The 20,731-nt window shown below is 67.8% G+C and carries 20 protein-coding genes; 13 read left to right on the top strand and 7 right to left on the bottom strand.

What is annotated here, in order from left to right; translation table 11 throughout:
• Positions 1–30: 30 nt before the first annotated feature.
• Positions 31–732: a hypothetical protein gene (locus tag ACFY12_RS14735; protein WP_390716150.1), complete on the bottom strand. Its 702-nt coding sequence runs from the start codon at positions 730–732 to the stop codon at positions 31–33.
• 325 nt (positions 733–1,057) lie between these two features.
• Between ACFY12_RS14735 and ACFY12_RS14730 the strand changes: the two genes are divergently transcribed.
• The 6 genes from ACFY12_RS14730 (at position 1,058) to ACFY12_RS14705 (ending at position 6,516) form a co-directional block, all read left to right on the top strand.
• Entirely contained in the window at positions 1,058–2,518 is a 1,461-nt protein-coding gene (locus ACFY12_RS14730; RefSeq protein ID WP_390716149.1) for a phytoene desaturase family protein, read from the top strand.
• A gap of 370 nt (positions 2,519–2,888) precedes the next feature.
• Entirely contained in the window at positions 2,889–3,266 is a 378-nt protein-coding gene (locus ACFY12_RS14725) for a hypothetical protein (protein WP_390716148.1), read from the top strand.
• A 26-nt stretch (positions 3,267–3,292) separates the two neighbouring features.
• Complete coding sequence (locus ACFY12_RS14720) at positions 3,293–3,907, top strand: DUF5819 family protein (RefSeq protein ID WP_390716147.1); 615 nt, start codon at positions 3,293–3,295, stop codon at positions 3,905–3,907.
• Complete coding sequence (locus ACFY12_RS14715; protein WP_390716146.1) at positions 3,904–5,001, top strand: hypothetical protein; 1,098 nt, start codon at positions 3,904–3,906, stop codon at positions 4,999–5,001. The genes ACFY12_RS14720 and ACFY12_RS14715 overlap by 4 nt, the downstream gene beginning before the upstream one ends.
• A 22-nt stretch (positions 5,002–5,023) precedes the next feature.
• Entirely contained in the window at positions 5,024–5,650 is a 627-nt protein-coding gene (locus ACFY12_RS14710) for a hypothetical protein (protein ID WP_390716145.1), read from the top strand.
• A complete protein-coding gene (locus ACFY12_RS14705) occupies positions 5,647–6,516 on the top strand; it encodes a serine hydrolase domain-containing protein (RefSeq protein WP_390716144.1) in 870 nt (289 codons plus the stop codon). Before ACFY12_RS14710 ends, ACFY12_RS14705 begins: the two co-directional genes overlap by 4 nt.
• Positions 6,517–6,575: 59 nt before the next feature.
• Here the strand turns inward: ACFY12_RS14705 and ACFY12_RS14700 are convergent, their stop codons facing one another.
• Entirely contained in the window at positions 6,576–7,562 is a 987-nt protein-coding gene (locus ACFY12_RS14700; protein ID WP_390716143.1) for a TrmB family transcriptional regulator, read from the bottom strand.
• 373 nt (positions 7,563–7,935) lie between these two features.
• Between ACFY12_RS14700 and ACFY12_RS14695 the strand changes: the two genes are divergently transcribed.
• The 3 genes from ACFY12_RS14695 to ACFY12_RS14685 are packed head-to-tail and all read left to right on the top strand — an operon-like array spanning position 7,936 to position 9,921.
• Positions 7,936–8,355 (top strand): ArsR/SmtB family transcription factor, encoded by a 420-nt coding sequence (locus tag ACFY12_RS14695; RefSeq protein WP_390716142.1) that lies wholly within the window; start codon positions 7,936–7,938, stop codon positions 8,353–8,355.
• A complete protein-coding gene (arsB, locus tag ACFY12_RS14690; RefSeq protein ID WP_390716141.1) occupies positions 8,352–9,521 on the top strand; it encodes an ACR3 family arsenite efflux transporter in 1,170 nt (389 codons plus the stop codon). The genes ACFY12_RS14695 and arsB overlap by 4 nt, the downstream gene beginning before the upstream one ends.
• The gene (locus ACFY12_RS14685; RefSeq protein WP_390716140.1) at positions 9,514–9,921 is read left to right on the top strand and encodes an arsenate reductase ArsC; all 408 of its coding nucleotides are present in this window, start codon (positions 9,514–9,516) and stop codon (positions 9,919–9,921) included. Before arsB ends, ACFY12_RS14685 begins: the two co-directional genes overlap by 8 nt.
• Before the next feature lie 159 nt (positions 9,922–10,080).
• Here the strand turns inward: ACFY12_RS14685 and ACFY12_RS14680 are convergent, their stop codons facing one another.
• The 4 genes from ACFY12_RS14680 to ACFY12_RS14665 form a co-directional block, all read right to left on the bottom strand.
• A complete protein-coding gene (locus ACFY12_RS14680; RefSeq protein ID WP_390716284.1) occupies positions 10,081–10,704 on the bottom strand; it encodes a DUF4291 domain-containing protein in 624 nt (207 codons plus the stop codon).
• Positions 10,705–10,706: 2 nt separating this feature from the next.
• The gene (locus ACFY12_RS14675) at positions 10,707–11,264 is read right to left on the bottom strand and encodes a hypothetical protein (RefSeq protein ID WP_390716139.1); all 558 of its coding nucleotides are present in this window, start codon (positions 11,262–11,264) and stop codon (positions 10,707–10,709) included.
• Between the two features lie 12 nt (positions 11,265–11,276).
• Entirely contained in the window at positions 11,277–15,998 is a 4,722-nt protein-coding gene (locus tag ACFY12_RS14670) for an RHS repeat-associated core domain-containing protein (protein ID WP_390716138.1), read from the bottom strand.
• Between the two features lie 282 nt (positions 15,999–16,280).
• A complete protein-coding gene (locus ACFY12_RS14665; RefSeq protein ID WP_390716283.1) occupies positions 16,281–16,493 on the bottom strand; it encodes a peptide deformylase in 213 nt (70 codons plus the stop codon).
• A gap of 116 nt (positions 16,494–16,609) precedes the next feature.
• On the opposite strand from ACFY12_RS14665, the gene ACFY12_RS14660 reads away from it, so the two are divergent.
• Together ACFY12_RS14660 and ACFY12_RS14655 are read left to right on the top strand one after the other, a co-directional pair.
• Positions 16,610–16,789, top strand: a complete 180-nt coding sequence (locus tag ACFY12_RS14660) for a hypothetical protein (protein ID WP_390716137.1) — start codon at positions 16,610–16,612, stop codon at positions 16,787–16,789.
• A 405-nt stretch (positions 16,790–17,194) separates the two neighbouring features.
• Positions 17,195–17,605, top strand: a complete 411-nt coding sequence (locus tag ACFY12_RS14655; protein ID WP_390716136.1) for a hypothetical protein — start codon at positions 17,195–17,197, stop codon at positions 17,603–17,605.
• A gap of 257 nt (positions 17,606–17,862) precedes the next feature.
• Here ACFY12_RS14655 and ACFY12_RS14650 read toward each other — a convergent pair whose 3' ends face one another.
• Entirely contained in the window at positions 17,863–18,357 is a 495-nt protein-coding gene (locus ACFY12_RS14650) for an ATP-binding protein (RefSeq protein ID WP_390716135.1), read from the bottom strand.
• Positions 18,358–18,624: 267 nt separating this feature from the next.
• Between ACFY12_RS14650 and ACFY12_RS14645 the strand changes: the two genes are divergently transcribed.
• Both ACFY12_RS14645 and ACFY12_RS14640 read left to right on the top strand, forming a co-directional pair.
• Positions 18,625–19,551: a hypothetical protein gene (locus ACFY12_RS14645; protein WP_390716134.1), complete on the top strand. Its 927-nt coding sequence runs from the start codon at positions 18,625–18,627 to the stop codon at positions 19,549–19,551.
• 225 nt (positions 19,552–19,776) lie between these two features.
• On the top strand, positions 19,777–20,559 hold the full coding sequence (locus ACFY12_RS14640; protein ID WP_390716282.1) for a YcnI family protein: 783 nt from the start codon (positions 19,777–19,779) through the stop codon (positions 20,557–20,559).
• Positions 20,560–20,731: the final 172 nt, after the last annotated feature.

The following is a 20,731-nucleotide window of genomic DNA, read 5'->3' as shown; positions in this document are numbered from 1 at the left end:
CCGTCATATGGGCGTCATATGGGCGTCGGTTCAGGACAGCCGGGCGAGGTCGACGCTCTGTCCGGCCGCCGGAGCAGACGCCCGGACGGGCTTCTCCCAGTCCGTGAACGTCGCCGTGACGGTGTGTTCGTTCTTCTGGACGATCCTGATCAGTTCCGGCGCGCCAGAGCCGACCACGCTGATCAGCACGGCTCCGTTCTTACCGCTGACCGTCTCGGCCCGCCGGCCGTCGACGGTGACCGGTGCACTCTTGGTGAAGGGCCCGGCGCCGACTTCCCCGGCGAGCGTCTTGTGAATTCCCGCCAGGTCGCACATGGCCGCGATGTCGCGTATCTGCTCGTCCTGTGTGCTGCCGTGCAGGTAGCGGCCCTTGACGAGTGCGGTGGCCTCGCTGCCGCCGCCGAACTGCGCCTTCCAGAACTTGTCGTCCGGTTTGAGCCAGAACTCCTTGCCCACCTTGATGACGTGGGCGGTTCCTTCGCCGGAGACGATCCGGCCCGCGCACTTGCCGCCGCGGCTCATGGTCAGGTCGATGTCCATCGCCTCGGGGCCGGTCTGTGCCATCCGCACCCGCACCGAGGATGCGGCCCGGATGCTGTTCACGGCCTTGGCGGACAGCTCGTCCGGCGTCGCGTCCCGCTGCGGCGGGGCGGCACAGGCCGACGTTCCCAGGAGCGCCGCCATGACCGCCGCCGCAGCACTGCCGTAGTTGCGTGCGAACTTCCGTGCCATGGCTCCATACCCGTCTGCGTACTCGTCTGCGTACTCGTGCGGTGCCGGCTCACCCGCCGCCGTGCGCCCGTCTTCCGTCCCCGTGGTACGGCAGCGGAACAGCGACACGGGCCGCCGGTCCGCTGCCGGTCCTTCTCGGGAGCCTCATCCTGCGGGCGCGGGAGAAGCCAAGGCAATGGCCGGCGGGCGAATGACACGATGCTGCACGCCGGCATCCGCTTGCTGACGCGGCCCCGGGCCCGGGCCCTGTTGTGCGCTGGCATCGTTTCGTACGAGTTTGCGCAATCGAGCCGGGCACGAGACGGACGGGTGCCGAAGGAGACGCATGAGGAACGATCCGGATGTGGCGATCGTCGGTACCGGTCCCAACGGTCTGGCCGCGGCGGTGACGATGGCACGGTCCGGGCTGCGGGTCGCCCTCTACGAGCAGGATGAGGAGATCGGCGGCGGGCTGCGCACCAAGGCGCTCTTCGACGACGACGTCGTCCACGACATCTGCGCCGCCGTGCACCCCATGGCCGGGGCCTCGCCCTTCTTCCGTGCCTTCGATCTCGCGGCCCGCGGCGTCGAGTTGCGGCATCCCGCCATCAGCTACGCCCACCCACTCGACCACGGGCGGGCCGCGCTGGCCCATCGTGACCTGGAGGAGACGTGCGCCGGTCTGGGCCCGGACGGGCCCCGCTGGCGGCGCCTGATGGAGCCGCTGCTGGAGCACAGCGCCGGGGTGGTCGACATCATCCTGTCGGACCAGCGTGCCCTGCCGCGCGATGTCAGAGCCGCGTCCGTGCTGGCCCGGCACACCCTCGTGCACGGCACCCGGCTGGCCTCGCGCGGTTTCCGCACCGAGGAGGCCCGTGCCCTGCTGACCGGGGTGGCGGCGCACGCCGTGGGGCGGCTGCCGAGCCTGGCCTCGGGGGCGGTGGCGATGCTGCTCGGCCACCTCGCCCACAGCAGCGGGTGGCCGCTTCCCCGCGGCGGCAGCGCCCGGATCGCCGAGGCACTGGCCGCTGACGTCCGCGCGCACGGCGGGGTGTTCCACACCGGGCAGCGCATCGACGACCTGCGCGAACTGGGCAGGCCCAAGGCGGTGTTGCTGGACATCGGCCCGAAGGCCTTCCGCCGCCTCGCGCAGGGGCGGCTGCCGGCCGGTTACGCGCGCTCCCTGGCCCGTTTCCGTTACGGGCCGGGCGCCGCCAAGGCCGACTTCCTGGTGAGCGACCCCATCCCGTGGGCGAACCCCGATGTCGGCAGGGCAGGCACCGTGCACCTGGGTGGCAGCCAAGCGCAGATGTGGCATCAGGAGACCCGCACGGCCCGGGGCATCGCCACCGACGAGCCGTTCGTCCTCGTCGTCGATCCGGCCGTCGCCGATCCCGGACGGGCTCGGCCCGGTAAGCGCCCGGTGTGGGCGTATGCCCATGTGCCGAACGGTGATCCCACCGACCCTCTGGAGCTGGTGCGTTCGCGCATCGAGCGGTACGCGCCCGGCTTCACCGACACCGTCATCGCGCAGCGCGGTATCAGCGCCCGCGATTACGAGCGGTACAACCCCAACTACGTGGGCGGCGACATCAGTGCCGGTGCGATGACGCTCACCCAGAGCGTGTTGCGCCCCACTCCGCGCCTCGACCCCTACCGCACTCCGCTCCGCGGCGTGTACCTGTGTTCCGCGTCCACGCCGCCCGGCCCCGGTGTACACGGAATGACGGGCTATCTGGCGGCACGCTCCGCGCTGCGCCGCGAGTTCGGCATCCGTACGCCGGCACCCCTGGCACCGCACGACTGATCCCTCAGCTGCCCCGCGATGACAAGAAGTTGACCTCAGGGTTCAACATGCTGCCGTGATCCACTCTGGAGTCCGGCCCGTGCCGCTGGCATTGTTTTCCGCACCGGGGACGGTCCACCGAATCCGGTGGTTGCGGAGGTTAGGTATGCCCTTCTCAAGGGCGTGACGCAGCGCACCGCGACGGCGTAATTGCGCGCCCGTCGGTACAGCTGGAGCGCCCGATTCTGAACTTTCCGTCACAAGGCTTCAACGGGGGTGCACGAAAAATGGCGCAGGCTGTTTCGGTCAGACGTCCGACCATTCATCGCAGAGGTCGGAACGTCAATGGATGGCAGTAACCGGAACGTGGAAACGGAATAGGAGAAAGAATATGAAGAAGGCTATCGCGGCGACCGGTCTCGCCCTGGGTGCCGCCGCCATGGTGGTGACCACCCAGGTGTCGGCCCAGGCCGCCGAGCCGGTCAAGCCGGTGACGCAGCAGGTTGCCACCGTCAAGAGCAGCCAGCCCGCGCCGTTCGCCATCGGCGGTCTGGTGAAGGTCGCCACCAAGGCCGGCAAGTACGCCACCAAGGCCGGCAAGGCCGCCAAGAGCGCCGCCGAGAAGGGGTACGTCCACGCCAAGGCGGCGGCCGGCACCAAGGCCATCCGTGAGGCCGTGGGCAACATGACGCGGATCTCCAGCATTGGCGGCTTCGCCAAGCCGGGCACCTCGGAAGCCGCCTCCGTCGAATCGATCTTCGACAAGTGACGGGTCACCACATAGCCAGGAGGGCAGTGCTGCTGGTCGGCGCTGCCCTTCTGGGCGTCTACTTCTTCCTTGCCGCCTTCTCACAGGCCCCGCTGAGCCCGGCCAAGATCCGGTACGCCGACAAGGTCAACGGGCTCCTCAGCCCGTACCTCACGCAGGACTGGATGCTGTTCGCCCCGGAGCCGGTGGCCGATGACCGCGGCATTCTCGCCCGGGCTTCCTGCGCCAATGGAGAGACCACCTCCTTCTACGATGTGACCACCCCATACATTCAGCGCGTGCAGCGGGACCGCTTCTTCCCCTCACGCATTTCCCGGATCATCTCCAGCGGACTCCAGGCCCTGCACAATGACGACCCGGTTCTGAACAGGGTGCGCCAGGAGGAAGCGAAGCACAAGAAACCCGTGCTACCTCCGCTGCCTTTCGAGGAGCGCAGCCGCAAGGACACCATTCGCCTCCTTTCACGTTTCTCGCTCTCGCAGATGCCGGACGCGTGCGGCGGAAAGCCGGAGAAGATCCAAGTGCGGCTGTACGTACACGAATTCCGTCCGTGGTCGAAGCGCAACGACCCCGAGGCGAAGGAAAAGGAACCGGTCCGCGCGGAGGACCTGAACTGGCTGAAGGTGGGTGACCTGCGATGAAGAAGAGGCTCAGAGCCATCGCCGCACTGCTGGACCGGCTGAGCGGATCGCCCGCCGCCGTGACCGGTGCCTCCGGCACACGGGCGCTGCTCGGCTTCGTCGGCTTCATGTTCTACGCCAGCCAATACGGCGAGCGGAGCTACCTTTTCGGCCCCGACGCCGTCTACCCGTGGCAGGACTTCATCGAAGGGCTGCACGCGAACGACACGTTCAGCCTCTATGCGTGGAGCACGTCCGGAACCTGGTTCGAAGTCCTCTTCCACCTGGGGATGTTCGCCGCGCTGGCGGTGACCTTCGGCGTCGGCGGCCGGCTGGTGCTCGCCCTGCACTGGGTGCTCCTGTGGTCGGTGTACCAGCGCCAGCCACTGATCCTGGACGGCGGCGACAACCTCGCCTGGATCATCCTGCCCATGCTGCTGCTGACCCACTGCTACGCCCGGTTCTCCTTCCCGCTGGGACTCGTACGCCGCTGGGCCGGACGCGTACCCGGTGCGATCCGCGCGGTGTCGCCCACACTGCACAACCTGGGTGTCGCGGCCATCGGCGTACAGATCTGCCTGCTCTACGTCGTCAGCGGCCTCGCCAAGGTCCAGGGCCAGATGTGGCAGGACGGAACGGCGCTCTTCTACGTTCTGCGCATCCCCGAGTTCGAATGGCCCGGCGTCTCCCGGCTGTTGTACGAGAACGACATGCTGGTCGTCGTCGGCACCTATGCCGCCACTCTGTTCATGGTCTACTTCCCGCTCGGCGTCCTCGTGCCGCGCCTCCGTCCGTGGGCGGCGCTGGGCTCCATCGGACTGCACGTCTCCATCGCCCTGCTCATGGGGCTCACCAGCTTCGCGCTGACCATGGTGGCCTGCGATCTGATCTTCCTCAGCAGGGGAGTCGACGACGCGCTACGCCTCGCCCGCCGCGCCGGGCAGCGGATCGGTCGCGTGCTGCATGACCGATGTGGCTGGCCGAAAAAGGCAATTGAGCCGATCATGGAAGACAGCGCAGTGAACGCTGCGGTCCGTACGCACGACGTCGAGAAGATGGGTTCGATCAGTGGCAGCAGCGAGCAGGCCGACCGCTCCCCCGCCCGGACGGCCTGAGGCGCCGGGAGGCCAGGGCGCGATGGTCGGCCTCTTCTGGGTCGACCGCGACGGGTGCTGGCTCGGTTCCCCGCCCGGCGAGGAAGGGGTGGGCATCCGGCTGACGGCCGAAGGCCTGGAGATGGTCGGGGACCTGGAGACGGCCGGAGGCGTGGAGACGGCCGGAGGCGTGGAGACGGTCAGAGGCCTGGAGACGGTCGTAGAATCGGCAGTTGTCCGGAAATGGACGCAGATCGAGCAGGTCGCCGTGCCCGACGCTCCCGCCCGCTCCACGTTCCGGCGCGGCCTGAGCATGGCGATCGATCTCGCGACCACCATGGCGGGCTTCGGCGGGCCCGAAGGTGCGCCGCTGATGACGGTGCGCATCACGCGCGCCGCCGGTGAGAGCGAGCACACCGCGGGTGAGAGCGAGCACACCGCGGGTGAGAGCGAGCACGCCGCCGGTGAGAGCGAGCACGCCGTCTCCGCGGCCGCCGGGCCGGCCTATACGGAACGCGAAGTGGAGCTCTCGCACCGCCTGTTGGCACGCTTCGTGGCCGGCGAGCTGAGCCCGTCGCTGCTCAGCGACTGGTGGCGGTCGGCCGGCTGCCCCGGCACTCCGAAGCCGGCGGAGCGCGAGGCGCTGCTGGAACAGTGGTGCGGCCAGTGAGCCCCCTGCCGTTCCGCCGGCCCGTACCGTCGTGCGTGTTCCGCTCAGGGCACGAACCTCAGGCCGAGCACGGCCACGCCCCGGACCGCTTCGTCGAGATGGGGTCGCTCACCAAGGTGCTCACCGGTACGGCACTGGTCCGCATGGCCGCGGCGGACCTGCTGGAGCTGGACGACCCGGTGGAGCGCTGGCTGCCGGCCGCGGCGCCATCCGGCATCACCCTGCGGCACCTGATGGAACACACCTCCGGCCTGCCCCGGCTGCCCCCCGGGCTCTCGGGTCCGCGCCGCGACCCGTACGCGTCCTTCACCACGCAGGCCCTCGGGCGGTTGCTCGGCCGGCTCGACCAGGTCGCGGTGCGCCCCGCGGGGCAGTCGGAGGAGTACTCCAACTTCGGGTACGCGGTGCTCGGCGCGGCCCTCGCCGCTGCCGCGCAGCAGCCGTACGCCGAGCTCCTACGCGCCCACGTCCTGGAACCGCTGGGCGTGGCCGACGAGGTGACCCAGGCTCCGCCGGCCGACCGCACCCTGCGCACGAAGGGCCGCTTCGGCGGCGAGCGCGCGCCGTGGACCATGGACGGGCCCATTCTGTCCGCGGGCGGCATGTGGGCGACGCCCCGTGCCCTGGCCGCCGTGGTCACCGGTCTGCTCGTGGACCACAGGCTCGGCGCCCCCGCGCCGGCCTGGCAGACGGCCGGCCACCTCCGGTGGCACAACGGCGCGACGCGGGACGCCTCGACCTTCGCCGGAGCGTTCGCCGACACCGGGGAGTGGGTACTGATCCACCGCCTCGGCGGTTCCCCTGACGGCACGGACCAGATCGGGGTCCGGCTGCTCAAAGAGGCGCGGCAGCGGAGCGCGCGGTAGGCGGGGGCGCGCGGTAGGCCGGGGCGGCCGTCCCCGCGCCCGCTCAGCAGCGGTCCGGCTCAGATCCAGCCCCGTTCACGTGCGATCAGCGCCGCATGTGCCCGATTGGCCGCGCCGAGCGCCGCCAGCAGGTCCGCGATGTACCTGCGGTACGTGCGTACCGAGACGCCCAGACTCCGTGCGCCGACCTCGTCCTTGCTGACCCGGCACATCAGCTCCAGAACCCGCTTGTCGCTGTCCGCGGGAGCCGAAGCGGTGGGGGGCCGGTCGGGGTCCGCCAGGATTTCGGCCTCGTTCCAGATCTTCTCGAACAGGGCGAGAACGGTCGCGATCAGCCCGCTCTCGTGCACCACGAGCGCACCGCGCGACGAGTCCGCGGCACCGGCGGGCACCAGGGCGATATTGCCGTCGTACACGAGGATGCGCTCCGCGCACCGGTCCGCGACCCGGATCTCGGCGCCCTGCTTCGCCAGGTTCTTCAAATAGGCCAGCGTCGGCGGGTGTTGCAGCGCCTCCTTCCGCACCACGTTGCGGATGCGTACCCCGCGGCGCAGCGCACGCACGTCGAGGGGATGTGCATGGGCGATGTTCTCCGCGGCGAGCGCCGTGTACGGCTCCACGGAGAGGATTTCCCGACGGGCGAAGAACGCCAGGCTGTCGATGCGGTTGCGCACGTCCGCGACGTCCCGCAACCGTTCGATGCCCTGCGCCGGGAGAGCGGCCCGCCCCTGCTCCGCGCGCAGTTCGCTCACCAGGCGGCGGGACTGGGTGATGCCTTGAAGCTCCTGGTGCAGTTCCTGGAGACGGAGGTCGGCGAGCCGGTCGATGGCGGCCTCGGGCTCGACCGCGAAGAGCTCGCCCCGGTCGGTGGCACTCAGTATGCCGAGCGCGCGTAGCCGCTCCACTGCCGCTTCCGCCTCTGCGCAGGAAATATCCAAGGAGACATCGAATTCGATACGGGAAACTCCCGGGTTTCGCAAGACATATCGGTAAATATCGCTCTCGCAGGCCGATACTCCAAGAATGGACATATCACCCTTGAACACATTCCCCCCAATTCAACACGAATGGTCGCGAGTTGACACCAGCTGGTCAGGCAGGCAGGTAGGCAAGAAGGCAGGTGTCGATCTTACCCGCCATCCATGGAGAAATTTGTCCAAGAACTAACTCAACCCATGCTGAAATTTTATCCCTTTGCGGTGGAGTTGCGGGGCAGGCCCCGGCAAGACGCAGGGGCTACACCCGGCAGCGAGCGGCCGCCCGCCGTCAAGACAACCGAGCGAGTACGGATGAAATCCGGCCACACCGCAACACCCAGGAGACGGGTGGCGGCTGAGCCGACCTGCGACCCGACAGGGCTTGCATCGAAGCCCGCCGATGCAGGTTGCGCCTTGCATCGAAGAACATCAACATAGACGCATGTCGAATCAAGAGCTTGAGGTGTTCGGCCAAGACGGCGCGAGCGATGCCTGCCGCCCAGGCCTGCTGACGGCCCCCCTCGACGAGCCGCAGGCCGTGGAGCTGGCGAAGGTGTTCAAGGCGCTGGGCGACCCGGTCCGGCTGCGGCTGCTGTCGATGATCGCCTCCCGGGCCGGCGGCGAGGTCTGCGTCTGCGACCTCACCCCCGCCTTCGACCTCTCCCAGCCGACGATCTCCCATCACCTCAAGCTGCTGCGGCAGGCCGGCCTGATCGACTGCGAGCGGCGCGGCACATGGGTCTACTACTGGCTGCTGCCGGAGATGACCGACCGCCTCGCCGACATCCTCACCAGCCCCGCAGGCGAACCCCTACCCACTCGCGCCGAAGCCGCAGCCGCAGCCGCAGGGCGCTGCTCGTGAGCGGCACCGCACCCGCGTCGGGGGTGGCCGGCCGGCTGTCGTTCCTCGACCGGTACCTCGCCGTGTGGATCGCGGCCGCGATGGCGGTCGGGCTGGGCCTGGGCCGCTTGGTGCCCGGACTGGGAGACGCACTGGCCGAGGTCACCGTCACCGGCGTCTCACTGCCGATCGCGCTCGGCCTGCTGGTCATGATGTACCCGGTCCTGGCCAAGGTCCGCTACGACCAACTCGGCACCGTCACCCGTCCCCGAGCTCCCCACCATGTTCGAGCAGGGGAGTCCCCCATTCGGGCAGGGAAGCCCCCCATCCGCCGTCTGCTCCTCCCGTCCCTCGTGCTCAACTGGATCGTCGGCCCGGCCGTCATGTTCGCGCTGGCCTGGCTGTTCCTGCCGGACCTGCCCGAGTACCGCACCGGACTGATCATCGTGGGCCTGGCCCGCTGCATCGCCATGGTCCTCGTCTGGAACGACCTGGCCTGCGGCGACCGTGAAGCCGCCGCCGTCCTGGTCGCGCTGAACTCGGTCTTCCAGGTGCTCGCCTTCTCCGCCCTCGGCTGGTTCTACCTGTCCGTCCTCCCCGGCCTGCTCGGCCTGGAACAGGTCGGCCACGACGTCCCCGTACTCGACGTCCCCGTATGGGAGATCGCCCGCAGCGTCCTGATCTTCCTCGGCATCCCCCTCGCCGCCGGCTACCTCACCCGCCGCCTGGGCGAACGCGCCAAGGGCCGCACCTGGTACGAGTCCACGCTCCTGCCGAAGATCGGCCCGTTCGCCCTCTACGGGCTGCTGTTCACGATCGTCGTCCTCTTCGCCCTGCAAGGCGACGCCATCACCTCCCGCCCCCTCGACGTCGCCCGCATCGCCGTGCCGCTGCTGGTCTACTTCGCCGTCATGTGGGCCGGATCCATGGCGCTCGGGCGGGCGGTCGGCCTGGACCACCCGCGGGCGACGACGCTGGCGTTCACCGCCGCGGGCAACAACTTCGAGCTGGCCATCGCCGTCGCCATCACCACCTTCGGCGCCTCCTCCGGACAAGCCCTCGCCGGTGTCGTCGGCCCCCTCATCGAGGTGCCGGTCCTGATCGGCCTCGTCCACGTCGCCCTGTGGGCCCGCCGCTTCTACACCTCCCCCCTCGCCGTACCGCAAGAGGAGTCCACCCATGCCTGACACCGCCGCCCCGCCGTCCGTCCTCTTCGTCTGCGTCCACAACGCCGGCCGTTCCCAGATGGCCGCGGCCTTCCTCACCCACCTCGCGGGCGACCGCATCGAAGTGCGCTCGGCCGGCTCCGCCCCCGCCGACGCCGTCAACCCCGCCGTCGTGCAGGCGATGTCCGAAGTAGACATCGACATCTCCGCGGAAGTGCCCAAGACGCTCACCACGGAGGCCGTCCAGGCATCCGACGTCGTCATCACGATGGGCTGCGGGGACGCCTGCCCCCTCTTCCCCGGAAAGCGCTACCTCGACTGGCAGTTGCCCGACCCCGCCGGCCAGGGAGTCGACGCCGTCCGCCCCATCCGCGACGAGATCGAGCAGCGCATCCGCGGACTGATCGACCAGATCACCTGACGGGGCAAGAGCCTCGCCCGTGGGCTGGACGCTCGAACGAAGTGCACAGCGCTCGTCTTGCCACACAGCCGTACGCCCCAGCGGGCCCCACGCTGCCTCCGGCGGCTGCCAGTTGAGTACCGGGCCCAGCAAGGCCGCCGCACTGCCCTGCCGCGCCCCTCATCCAGAGGCGCCCAATCGCCTGCGGATCTCCGCAGGAAGGGGGTAGTGCTCTTCCGTAGGAATGGCGGCATCGGCTCTGTCCCACCTGCCTGCTCGGACATCCTCATGGATGGCACGCACGAGAGGCGTGATGTCATGGAGTTCAGTGATCCACTCATTGACGTACAGATCGACGGCCTCACCGGACAGACCGATCTGAATCGCACGGTCGTGCAGAGCCGAGAGATCGGTGGCACGCTCGGGGTCCCACTGCACGCGAACAGGGCTGGTCGACTTCAGGTCCTGCCACGCGGACTTCGTGTCGTAGACGCCTCGCTCGAAATGGCTCAGACAAGCATGCCGCAGGGCCCACTCGAAGCCCGTTCGGGAGATGCGAATCGCCAGCACTCGTTCCTGGCCGGGTTTCGTTGCCCAACCGGACCGGTACATCATCCACCGGAACGACGGCTTGATCCAGGTCATACGGTCGCGTTTGAACGGGGCAACGAACGTACCGGCAGCGACTGCCGGCTCCGCGATCTGCGGGGAGTACGCCTGGTACACGGTGATCGTCTCATCGGTGTACTGAGCCCGAATCAAGCGGCGGGCGACGGCCTTGCCAGGCTCCTCCGTCGACTCCACCTTCACGGCCCTGCGACTTCTCGAACCCACTCTGACGCATCTGTCAGAAACGGACCGGACACTTCGTCCGCACCAGCCGTGTGAAGCAGCCAGCGCAATTCGTTACAGGCGAAGAACGACTCCCCCCAGCTATCGGTCCAGATGCGAACCTTCCGGTCATCAACCTGCGTGACATCCCACCACGCCCACCCCCTTGTCTCGCTCTCCGGGTCGAACTCGAACAGCCACCACTGCAGATCCCAGGGTTTCTCCCCGAATTCCTCGTGGTAGCGCTCCTTACCGCGTCGGGCAAACTCGGTAATTTCTCCCCCGGAGGCGCTGCTCACCTCCGAGAACCATTGCGGAATTCCCTCGGTCGGGAGATCCTCGTCATCGAACGACTCGGTGACGGCAAGGTCGAGCGCAACGGACATGACGTCTCGCACGCGGCGTATGTATTCCCGGGAGTCAACTGACAACACAGCATCGAACACGGCGAGCACCGGCGGCACCTCCCCGGTCGGCGGCCGGACGTCCACTCGATTCCGCTCTTGACGCAGGTCGTCAATTTCGTGAAGCATTTACCACTCCCGTTACATAGTCTTGATCATCCTACCAGAGCCCGGCTTAATATTGGAGTGGAATTCATCGAGCAACTTGGCAGGGATACCGTAAAGATCATTCCCCTTGGTCGGGTCGGATATCTCCGGCTTATCGCTCTTATACTTCTTCCAGTCCTGCTTGGTCCCTTCCCAGTTATCCGGCGCCCCCTGATCGACGGCAGTGGCCCGCACTTTCTCAAGATAGGATTTGGGCATATCGAATGCGACGATCTCGAATTCCCCTGACTGTCCACCCCGGTATTCAAGCGTGTGCCGAATGTCATTGCTCATATTCACATACAAAGACCCCTTCCCCTTGATGCCCACCTCACCGTTCGGACCAATCTTGATTCGCTGACTCAAGGGGTGATCGCTCTGCTTCCGGTAAACCGTGATGTAGTCCGGCGAAAGCCCAAGAGGGTCGGCCCAGGTGTGCGGATTGTGGACATACGTGGCTGGGTTGAGCGCCGGCGCCAGGCCGAGAGGGTCGGGCGTGGTGTAGCGCGCAGTCTCCGGGTCGTAATAGCGATGCAGGTTGTAGTGCAGTTGAGTCTCTGCATCGAAGTACTGGCCGGGGAAACGCAATGGTGTGTAGGCCGTGTCTCCATTGCGCCATGTGGTAGCCCCCCAGAGGGTTGACCGAGCACGCCAAGCAATATCCCCGGTCTCGTCGACGAGTTCACGCGGCGCGCCGATCAGGTCGGTGACGATGGCATAGAACCGCTGATCGATCTCACTTTGGTGCGGAGCGTCTGCCAGGGCCTTCCGTTCGCGCTGCGCCATCGGGCGCTGTCCGTCATAATCCCAGGTCAGGATGGTGTGCTCGGGCCGACCAGATCCCCGTCGCGTCTCCTCCACCAGCGTGGAGCCATCCCAGGCGAAATCCGTTTTCTCAAGTACGGTGCAGCCGTCAACACCCAGTCGTTCTTTGGCAATTCGGCGTCCCAGGGGGTCGTAACGGTAGCGCCATCGCGTGCCGTCAGGAGTGACTACCGCGACGAGCCGGTCCTGGGCGTCCCACTCATAGGCCCAGACGTCAGGCTTGCACGACAGCCGTTTCTTGACGCGCGTGGTCACGCGCCCTTGGCCGTCGTACGTGTAACGCACACGCCCAGCCGCGGTCAGCCGATTCCTGTCGTAAGAGCGTTCGCCCTGTGCTTCCCTGCCGGGGTGCCTGTCAGGCCACTGTGCGTCGGTCTGGTTGCCTGCTTCGTCATAGACGTAGCGCTCCGACCATCCCTCAGCACGTACGGACACCACTCGGCCACCGGGGTCCAGTCCGTAGGCGCGGTCCCCGTTCAGCTGGTCGGTAACCGCGATGAGATGGTCATCAGGGCGATAGGTGTAGGCGCGTTGTTGCAGCTGCCGACCACCTCCCGTGAGGATCTGGGAGGTGAGTCTGCCTCGGGGGTCCCACGCGTGGCTGAGGGTGACCGCATCCCCAAAGTGCCGTCCGGTCTCCTGACCAGCAGAGTCGAAGTCGAAGGTGAAAGCGTGGTCGGCGGCGGCCATCGCAGTCCGGTTGCCAGCCGCGTCGTACGCCCAGGTGCTGACTGCGCCCGACGGTGTGGTCCGCTGGATCCGGCGCCCCAGAACGTCGTACACCGACGAAACGGGGCGACCGTCGCAGTCCTCCGACACGACGCGGCCCAGCGGGTCCCGCCGGTACGTCACCGTCGAGTCCCGGCCGATCGCACTGAGCAGGTGGCCGACCGGGTCATACAGGAACTGGACGGTGTCATCCGCCGTGCGCTTCTCGGTGATCCGGCCGAGAGCATCACGTGTGTAGTGCACCGTCTGGCCCAGACCGTTGGTGCGCGCGACCAGCCTTCCTGCGGCGTCATGGGCGTAGCGCAGGGTACGTCCGTCGAAATCGGTCTCCGCGACGGTCCGCCCGGCCGGGTCGTACTCGTACGTCCAGCGCAGTCCGCGTGGGTCGGTGACTTCCGTCAGACGCAGGTGCGAGTCGTGGGTGTACTCGTAGCGCGCTCCGTCGGGGGTGATGCGGGCGGCCAGCAGGTCGAAGTGGGTCCACTCGTACCGGGTGGTGTGGCCTACCTGATCGGTGTAGCTGGTGCAGTTGCCCTCGCCGTCATAGGTCCACGTCTCCTCAGACCCGTCCGGGTGGGTACGTGCCGCAAGCCGTCCGTCCACCGTCCATGTCATGCGTGTGGTGGCCCCAAGGGGGTTGGCCACGGCGAGGACACGGCCAAACGGGTCGCGCTGATAGCTGGTCTCAGCTCCCAGCGGGTCAGTGACACTGAGAACCCGGCCTGCTTCGTCACAGGTCATCCGAGTGACGTGACCCAACGCATCGGCGACCGAGACGAGGTGGCCGCGGCCGTCGTAGGCGTAGCGCGTGGTGGCACCGGTGGGGTCGACGACAGCAGTGAGATTGCCGCACCCGTCGTACTCCTGCCGCCACACCGCGCCGTCCGGGGCGCATACCTCTACAGGGAGATGGAGGTCGGAGTAGGTGACCCTGGTCTGTGTGCCGTCCGGTCGGTGTATGGCTTTCGTGCGTCCATGCTCATCGTGGTCGAAAGAGGTCCTGTGGCCGAGGGCGTCGGTAACCGCGATGATCCGGTCGTGTGCGTCATGCTCCGTGCGGATGGTGTTGCCGAGCGGATCTGTCTCAGCAACGATCTGCAGTCGGTCGTTGACCGCGTAGCTCGTGGTGTTTCCGTGAGCGTCGGTGGCTGTGGTGATGCTCAGCCCGGTGTCGTGGTCGAGGGCACTGTAGGTGAAGCGGAGGCTGACGTGGCCGTCCTCACCGCCTTCGGCGATGCATCGGTCCTGATCGTCGTACTGGTAGTCATAGCGGCGATGGTTGCTGTCCGTCCACGACGTGACACGTCCCCGTGTGTCGTAGGTGAAGGTCAGCGGCTGTCCGTCCGCATTGGTGACAGTGGTGAGCTGACCGTCGGTGTATCGGTACTGCCGTATCAGTTGGTCACTGCCGTCGGAGGCGGCTCCGGCGAGGTGAAGAGCCGTGATCCGGTCGCCCTCTGTGGTGAGGATGAGGTGATGGCCGGCCCCATGCCGTATGGCGAGAGGAGCCCCGGTCCGCTCGTCGTAGTCGAACGTGATCCGGTTTCCGTTGCGGTCACTGATCTCGTCGAGCAGCGCAAGCCGGGCGTCGTGGAGGGCCGGGGTGAAGTACCTCGTATGTCCGGTGTCGGGCCGGTGCAGTTCCCAGTCACCTTGCTCGGTGTGCCTCAGGGGCCATTGCGGCCCTCGGACGGGCAGTACCGACTCGTCGGCTTCCGGGCGGGGGTAGGACAGGACAAGGCCGTCCTCGGCAACGAAGACGATTCCCCGATCATCGATCTCCAGACGCTGGTCTGCTGTCGATGACCAAGAAGGCCCGAACCAACGGCCCGCCCGATATCCCGACTCGACGCGACGTGTGAAGTCCAGCGGAAGGCTGCCCTCCAGAGCGATATCGCTTTGCGGGAGGAACATTCTGCCGCTCGCCATGTCCACCGGGTCGCTGCCACCGGAGTTGACCGTGTCGGCCGGGCGGGTGTGGCTGTTGGGGTGGCTGCTGTCCAGCTGGTCACGGCCCTTCCCCTTACCCGGTTTGCCCCCAAGGGAGTTCAGGGACGTGCCAGGGCCGCTGTTGGGTGCCTTCGGATCCTTGCTGCCGCCCTTGCCAAGGCTGCCGAAATGATCAGACAGCGCACGGTCGTTTTCGTGGTGGTTCTTCGCCATCTGCTTGATGCCGCGGGTCATGTTGTCATCAAGGTGCTTGGCGGTCTTCTTGACGCCGTCCTCGATCCCCTCAATGACCTTGTCAAGCATCGTGTTGGCGGCATCCGCGATGGCGTCCTTGCCACGGGTACGGCCGTGGTGGCCCTTTGCCCGGCCGATCTTGCCGCCGGCCTTGTTGCGGAACGTGCCGCCCGCGCTCTGCAGACCGGTTACCGCCCGGTCATGCTCGTCCGGGTCGAAGCTGAACCCGCCGCTGCCGCCGGCGCCGCCTCCTCCACCACCACTGCTGCCACCCGCGCTGAGGAGTTCCATCGGGCTGTTGGCGGCGGACTTCGCAGCATCCTTGGCATCCTTGACGCCCTGCTGGAAGCCCTGCTTGCCCGCCTGGGCGGCATGGCCCAGGTCGATGCCGTTCTGCATGCCCAGGGCGTTGGCGCCGAGCTGGACGACCAGATCTCCCACCATCGCCCCCAACGCCTCCTCGACGGGAGTGAGGGCGATGCTGATGACCTGCTCGGCAACCTGCTGACAGACCTCCTTGAAGATCCGGCGCACCGCGAGCCGCGTGGCCTGGGTCCCGGCCAGCGCGCCGAGCTCGGACAGACCAAAGGTGAAGGGCGCAGCAGCCTGGGCAGCAATCACCTCCGCGGCCAGGATGCCGAGCTGGACGATGGCCCCTATTTTGGCGCCCTCGATGAGTACGGCGACGCCGTCCATAGCGGTAGCCGCCAGGCGGCCGCACTCGGCCAGGTTCTTCAGGTGGGTGCCGTTGATTTTTCCCCAGTGGGCGTTGAGTGCCTCTACCGCTAGCGAGCCACCCGCCGACCCCACCAACCCCTGGATAGCCTGATGGGCTTCATTCGCACCGCCGTCGATGTCGTCGGCGAATTCCCGCATGGCGTCGGCCATGTCCCGGTAGTCGTCCTCGTCGACATTGGGCCATGACACACCGATGATGTCGAGAATCTCGTCCGCCCACCCAGGCAGCACTACACCCACGAGAAATACCCCCCGTTGATCAACCCACGCCAGAGGGGATGCTTTCAGCGGGCAATCGGTTCCTCAAGGCACAGATGAGCCGTCTTGAGCGTCCACGCCTGGTAGCCGCTCGTGAACGCCTTAAGCCACTTGCTTCCCTGGGACGTGTAGCGAGAGCCGGGTCGAAGGAGTCCATCGCTGCTTCCCGTCGCATAAACGGTTTGCCCGAAGTGGCCTACTCGTACGCCCAGGCTCGGCCGGTCTGCCGGTACTCCTCCACGGGGATCGGGGCGACACCAGTCCTCATCCGGGTCGTGTAAGCAGCCCGTCGAGGTGGTCGATCTCGTGGTGGATGAGGCGAGCGAGGCCGCGTTCGTACGCGGTGGCCACGGTTTCGCCGGTCAGGGCCACGGTCTCCACCGTGATCTTCAAGGGGCGGGGAACGAGACCCCGCACGTCGAAGAGCGAAAGGCAGCCCTCGTACTGCTCATCCGTCTCGCCGGAGCCGGTGGTGATCCGAGGGTTGAGCAGGATGATGGCGGGGTGTCGCCAGGCGGCTGGACGACGGCCGCGGCGCGGCCGATGCCGATCTATGGGGCGGCTAGACCCATGCCCTTGGCCAAGGGATGGACTTGGCCGATCCGTTCCATGGCGGCGAACAGCTCATCCACGATGCGCTCGGCTTCGTCGCGTTCGGCCGGCAGGTCAAAGGCGCGGACCGGTTCGGTGAGGATGCCCGCGCCTTGCTGGACGACCCCGAGGTCGCGCATCTGCTGGCTGGGCCGCACGTCAATCACCTGAACTCCCTTTGATCTGTTTTGCGTTCGGGCCGTTCTCGGTAGTCGGGTAGCCGGAGCGCATCGCTGCGCTCCGGCCCCCTCAGAACCGTGCGTGCCACTCGTCGCAGCACACGGCTCAAGCAAGCCGTGAGGGCTTCGCTGAAGCCATGGTGCCTCTGCCGACCTGCTCAGTGGCGTGGAGGCGCCGGTGGCAGTGACTCTGAACGAGGCGGAGGTTGGTTCGTTCCTCACCGCCGCCGTGCCGTTTGAAGATGAGGAAGTGGTGCGTGTGTAACGTCTTCCTCATTGCGTCGAACCAGGCGATCCACTCTCGGACGTTGCCAGGTTCGTACTCAGTCCCTCCGATGAGGGGCTGATCGCACAGAGGGCATAGGCCCTTCTGCCTCGCCGCAAATGTCAGCTCGCTCCGGTTGAGCGGTGGCAGCGGCTTGCGCCTTCGGCTTCGACGAGGACGAGCTCGACTTCGACCGCGGGGTGGTCCACATCAACCAGCAGATCAAGCTGGTCCGTTCGACGATGGTGTTCGCCCCGCCCAAGGGCAACCGGCTCCGCACTGTGCCAATGGCCGACCAGCTCGCTGCCGCGATCAAGACCCATATGAAGGAGTACCCACCGGTCCTCGTGACGCTGCCGTGGATCGAACCCGACGGCGAGCCGCGCACGTACCGGCTGCTCTTCACTGACGAGCAGGGGCGCGCATACCACCGCAGCGTGTTCAACCAGTACATCTGGAAGGGCGCTCTCGCCGACGCCGGAGTCGTCCCGCCCCGTCCGAGTACCTCGGCCACTCGGACGCCGGCTTCACGCTGCGCACGTACACGCACCTGATGCCGAACAACGAGTCCCGGACGCGGCGGGCGATGGATGCGGCGTTCGCTCAAGCGGGCGCAGACGCTCCGACCGCAGCGCCCGCGAACTCCGAGGGCACGTCAGCAGAGGCTCCCTCTTACGGCATGTGCCCTGCGTGTGCCCTGGCCGCCTGAGCACGGGTACCAGGACGCGGCGCTGGCGGCCCTCGATTCTCGCCGGGTGAGTCGTTTCAGCAGGTCAGAGCCCATACCCTGCCTTGCTCCCCTTACGAAGCCTCACGACGCCATGGGGAGGGCAGCCCCCTCGCGCCACTTGAGGATCTTGTCGAAGCTGACGACGGCGCCGGGGCGGCCCGTGCGGTTGCGGTAGCGGACGTGGTCGGTGAGGGCCTCGATCAGAAAGAGCCCCCGGCCTTCTTCCGCGAACGCGGGAGCCTGCGCGGGGGTGGGCACGGGGGCCGGCGGGAGAGCGCGGTCCGCGGCGGTATGAGGTGGGGCCGGGGGCGGGCAGGCGCCGAAGCCCGGTCCCGAGTCCGTGACCTCGATACGGCAGGTGTCGCCGTCGATGAAGACCGTGACGCGGTAGTCCTCGCTGGCCGCGTCGCCGCCGTGCTCGACGGCGTTCGCGCAGGCTTCGGAGAGGGCGACCGACAGGTCGTAACAGATGTCCGGGTCCACGCCCGCTGTCTCCATCGTGCCCAGCAGCAGGCGACGGGCGAGCGGCACGCTCGCAGCCTCACGCCGCAAATGGAGTGACCACCAGATGCTCATCGCTCCAGCCTCCTGGCCGCGGCTCGACATATCGTTACCTATTGCCGTGCCCCAAGGTCCGTAAGCATGTCCGGACCGTGATACCGCTCGTTCGGCGGATGCGAAGACTGAGCGCACGGTGTAGAAGACTGAGCGCACGGTGTGGGTGAAGCGCTGTATGTGCGCCGCCGCGCGCCCCGCCGACCGCCCTTGACACCCTTGCACGCGCCCCCTGGACGCCGCCCTGCCGTAGGCAGGCGACAGGGCCAGTGGGATGATGGCGCGGCCATGCCTACCCCGCCCGTCTCCACGGCACGCGCCGCTGCCGACCTGCGGCTGCTGAGGGCCGCGGTCTTCACCGCGGTCTGCGTTGTGCTGTCCGCGGCCGGGCACATGATCGCGTCGTGTGCGGCCGTCCCGCTGTGGACGCTGGGTGTGGCCGCCGTTGTCGTGTTCGCGGTCGCGGCTCCGCTGGCAGGGCGGGAACGTTCACTGCCGGGGATCGCCGCCGGACTCGCCGTGGGCCAGCTCGCTCTGCACTCGCTGTTCGCCTGGGGGCAGCAGCCGACGATGCCTATGTCGATGCCAGTGTCGGCGTCGGCTTCCGGTGGGGCGGGGAATGGTGGGCCGGCGGGCGGGCTGTCCGAGGGAGCTGTGGTCTCGCTCGCCCGGCATCTGACGTGCGGGCTCGGCGCGGGGCAGATGGACGGAACCGAAGCACGGCGCGTTCTCGGGCTGAGCGGTCTCGATGTGGCGTCCGCTGCCGGCCTGAGCGCACCGGCCGGAGCGGCCGGAGTGGCTGGGACGGCTGGGGCGGCGACGGCGGGAGCCGGAGCGGCCGGCGCTGGACCGGGGACGGGCGGTGTGGAACTGGGGGCGGCGCACTGCATGGTGCCGTCGCTGCCCATGCTGCTGATGCATCTGCTGGCCGCGCTCGCCGTGGGCTGGCTGCTGCGCCGCGGTGAGGCAGCGCTGTGGCGGCTGGTACGGCTGTCGGGCCCGGCGGCGTATGAGATCGCGGTGGCATCGGTGGTCGGCGCCGTGCGCGGGGCGCTCGCGCTGGTCCGCGCCCTGCTCGTGGGCCTCCACCCGGCGCAGGATGACGCACTGCGCGCCCCCGTTTCGTACGGGGATGACAAACCCGGTCCCAGGACCGTCGAGCTCCACCACAGTGTCATCAGGCGAGGGCCGCCCGCCCTGGCCCTCGCGGCCTGACGTCACGCGAAGCACGCTCCCACCGGACAGGACAGAACGGGTACGGGCTCGCGCGGTGCCGCCGCACGCGTGCCATCCATCACCGTTCACGGTGCTCAGCGGTAGCTAGCGGTAGTGATAGCGATAGCGATAGCGGTAGCTGCTGAGTGCTCTCTCTCCTTTTCTGTGGAGTGTTCTCGGATGCCGGAGTTGTCGAAGATGACAGAAATGAATGAGATGCCCGAGATGCGCGAGACGCCGAAGACGTTTGCGTCGGCGAAGCCCGTGTCGAAGAGGTCCGCGCGGGCGGCGGTCTCGCGGCTGCCGCTCGTGGCCGGTATCGCGGCCGGCGGTGTGCTGCTGCTCGCGGGCCCGGCCTTCGCGCACGTCAGCGTGCAGCCCGGCGAGGCCGCGAAGGGCGGCTTCGCGGTCGTCAACTTCAAGGTGCCCAACGAGCGGGACAACGCCTCGACGGTGAAGCTCGAGGTCTCCCTGCCGGCCGACCACCCGCTGGCGTCGGTCATGCCGCAGCCGGTGCCCGGCTGGAAGATCGAGGTCACCAAGTCCAAGCTCGACAAGCCGATCGAGAAGCACGGCAAGAAGATCAACGAGGCGCCCTCGAAGATCACTTGGACCGCCGAGGACGAGGGCAAGGGCGTCCAGCCCGGACAGTTCCAGCAGTTCCCGGTCTCCGTCGGCAAGCTGCCCGAGGACACCGACCAGCTCGTCTTCAAGGCCCTTCAGACGTACGACAACAAGGAGGTCGTGCGCTGGATCGAGCCGGTGAAGGAGGGCGCCCCGGAGCCGGAGAACCCGGCGCCGGTGCTCAAGCTGATCGCCGCCAAGGACGACGGCCACGGCACCTCCGGCGCGGGCACCTCGGGCGACAAGAGCGGCACCGAGAACGCGGCGGCCACGGCGGCATCCGCCAGTGACACCACGGCTCGCGTCCTGGGCGTCGTCGGTATCGTCGTCGGCGTCCTTGGAGTCGGCTTCGGCGTCTTCGCCGGCCGCCGCCGCAACGCCTGACCATCGCAGGGCCGGCGCCCGACCGCGCCGGCCCGGCACCAGCCTCCCGGCAGGGGACGGACAGCGAGGGCGAGGGGAAACCTTTCGTCTCGTCTCTGCGCTCCGTCCGTCTTCGGTCCGCGCTCCGTCCGGGGTCGTGCCCGTGTCCACAGAGGCCATAGGGCCGTAAACA

It is taken from the genome of Streptomyces sp. NPDC001339 (assembly GCF_042895955.1).
Classification (GTDB): Bacteria; Actinomycetota; Actinomycetes; order Streptomycetales; family Streptomycetaceae; genus Streptomyces.
Note: the sequence above shows the minus strand (reverse complement) of the source record. Positions and strands in the feature narration are given on the sequence as shown.

Bases quoted from the DNA above. Each gene is read 5' to 3' on its own strand.
- ACFY12_RS14735 (WP_390716150.1), bottom strand. From the start codon at position 732: ATGGCACGGAAGTTCGCACGCAACTACGGCAGTGCTGCGGCGGCGGTC.
- ACFY12_RS14730 (WP_390716149.1), top strand. From the start codon at position 1,058: ATGAGGAACGATCCGGATGTGGCGATCGTCGGTACCGGTCCCAACGGT.
- ACFY12_RS14725 (WP_390716148.1), top strand. From the start codon at position 2,889: ATGAAGAAGGCTATCGCGGCGACCGGTCTCGCCCTGGGTGCCGCCGCC.
- ACFY12_RS14715 (WP_390716146.1), top strand. From the start codon at position 3,904: ATGAAGAAGAGGCTCAGAGCCATCGCCGCACTGCTGGACCGGCTGAGC.
- ACFY12_RS14710 (WP_390716145.1), top strand. From the start codon at position 5,024: ATGGTCGGCCTCTTCTGGGTCGACCGCGACGGGTGCTGGCTCGGTTCC.
- ACFY12_RS14695 (WP_390716142.1), top strand. From the start codon at position 7,936: ATGTCGAATCAAGAGCTTGAGGTGTTCGGCCAAGACGGCGCGAGCGAT.
- ACFY12_RS14685 (WP_390716140.1), top strand. From the start codon at position 9,514: ATGCCTGACACCGCCGCCCCGCCGTCCGTCCTCTTCGTCTGCGTCCAC.
- ACFY12_RS14675 (WP_390716139.1), bottom strand. From the start codon at position 11,264: ATGCTTCACGAAATTGACGACCTGCGTCAAGAGCGGAATCGAGTGGAC.
- ACFY12_RS14650 (WP_390716135.1), bottom strand. From the start codon at position 18,357: ATGAGCATCTGGTGGTCACTCCATTTGCGGCGTGAGGCTGCGAGCGTG.
- ACFY12_RS14645 (WP_390716134.1), top strand. From the start codon at position 18,625: ATGCCTACCCCGCCCGTCTCCACGGCACGCGCCGCTGCCGACCTGCGG.
- ACFY12_RS14640 (WP_390716282.1), top strand. From the start codon at position 19,777: ATGCGCGAGACGCCGAAGACGTTTGCGTCGGCGAAGCCCGTGTCGAAG.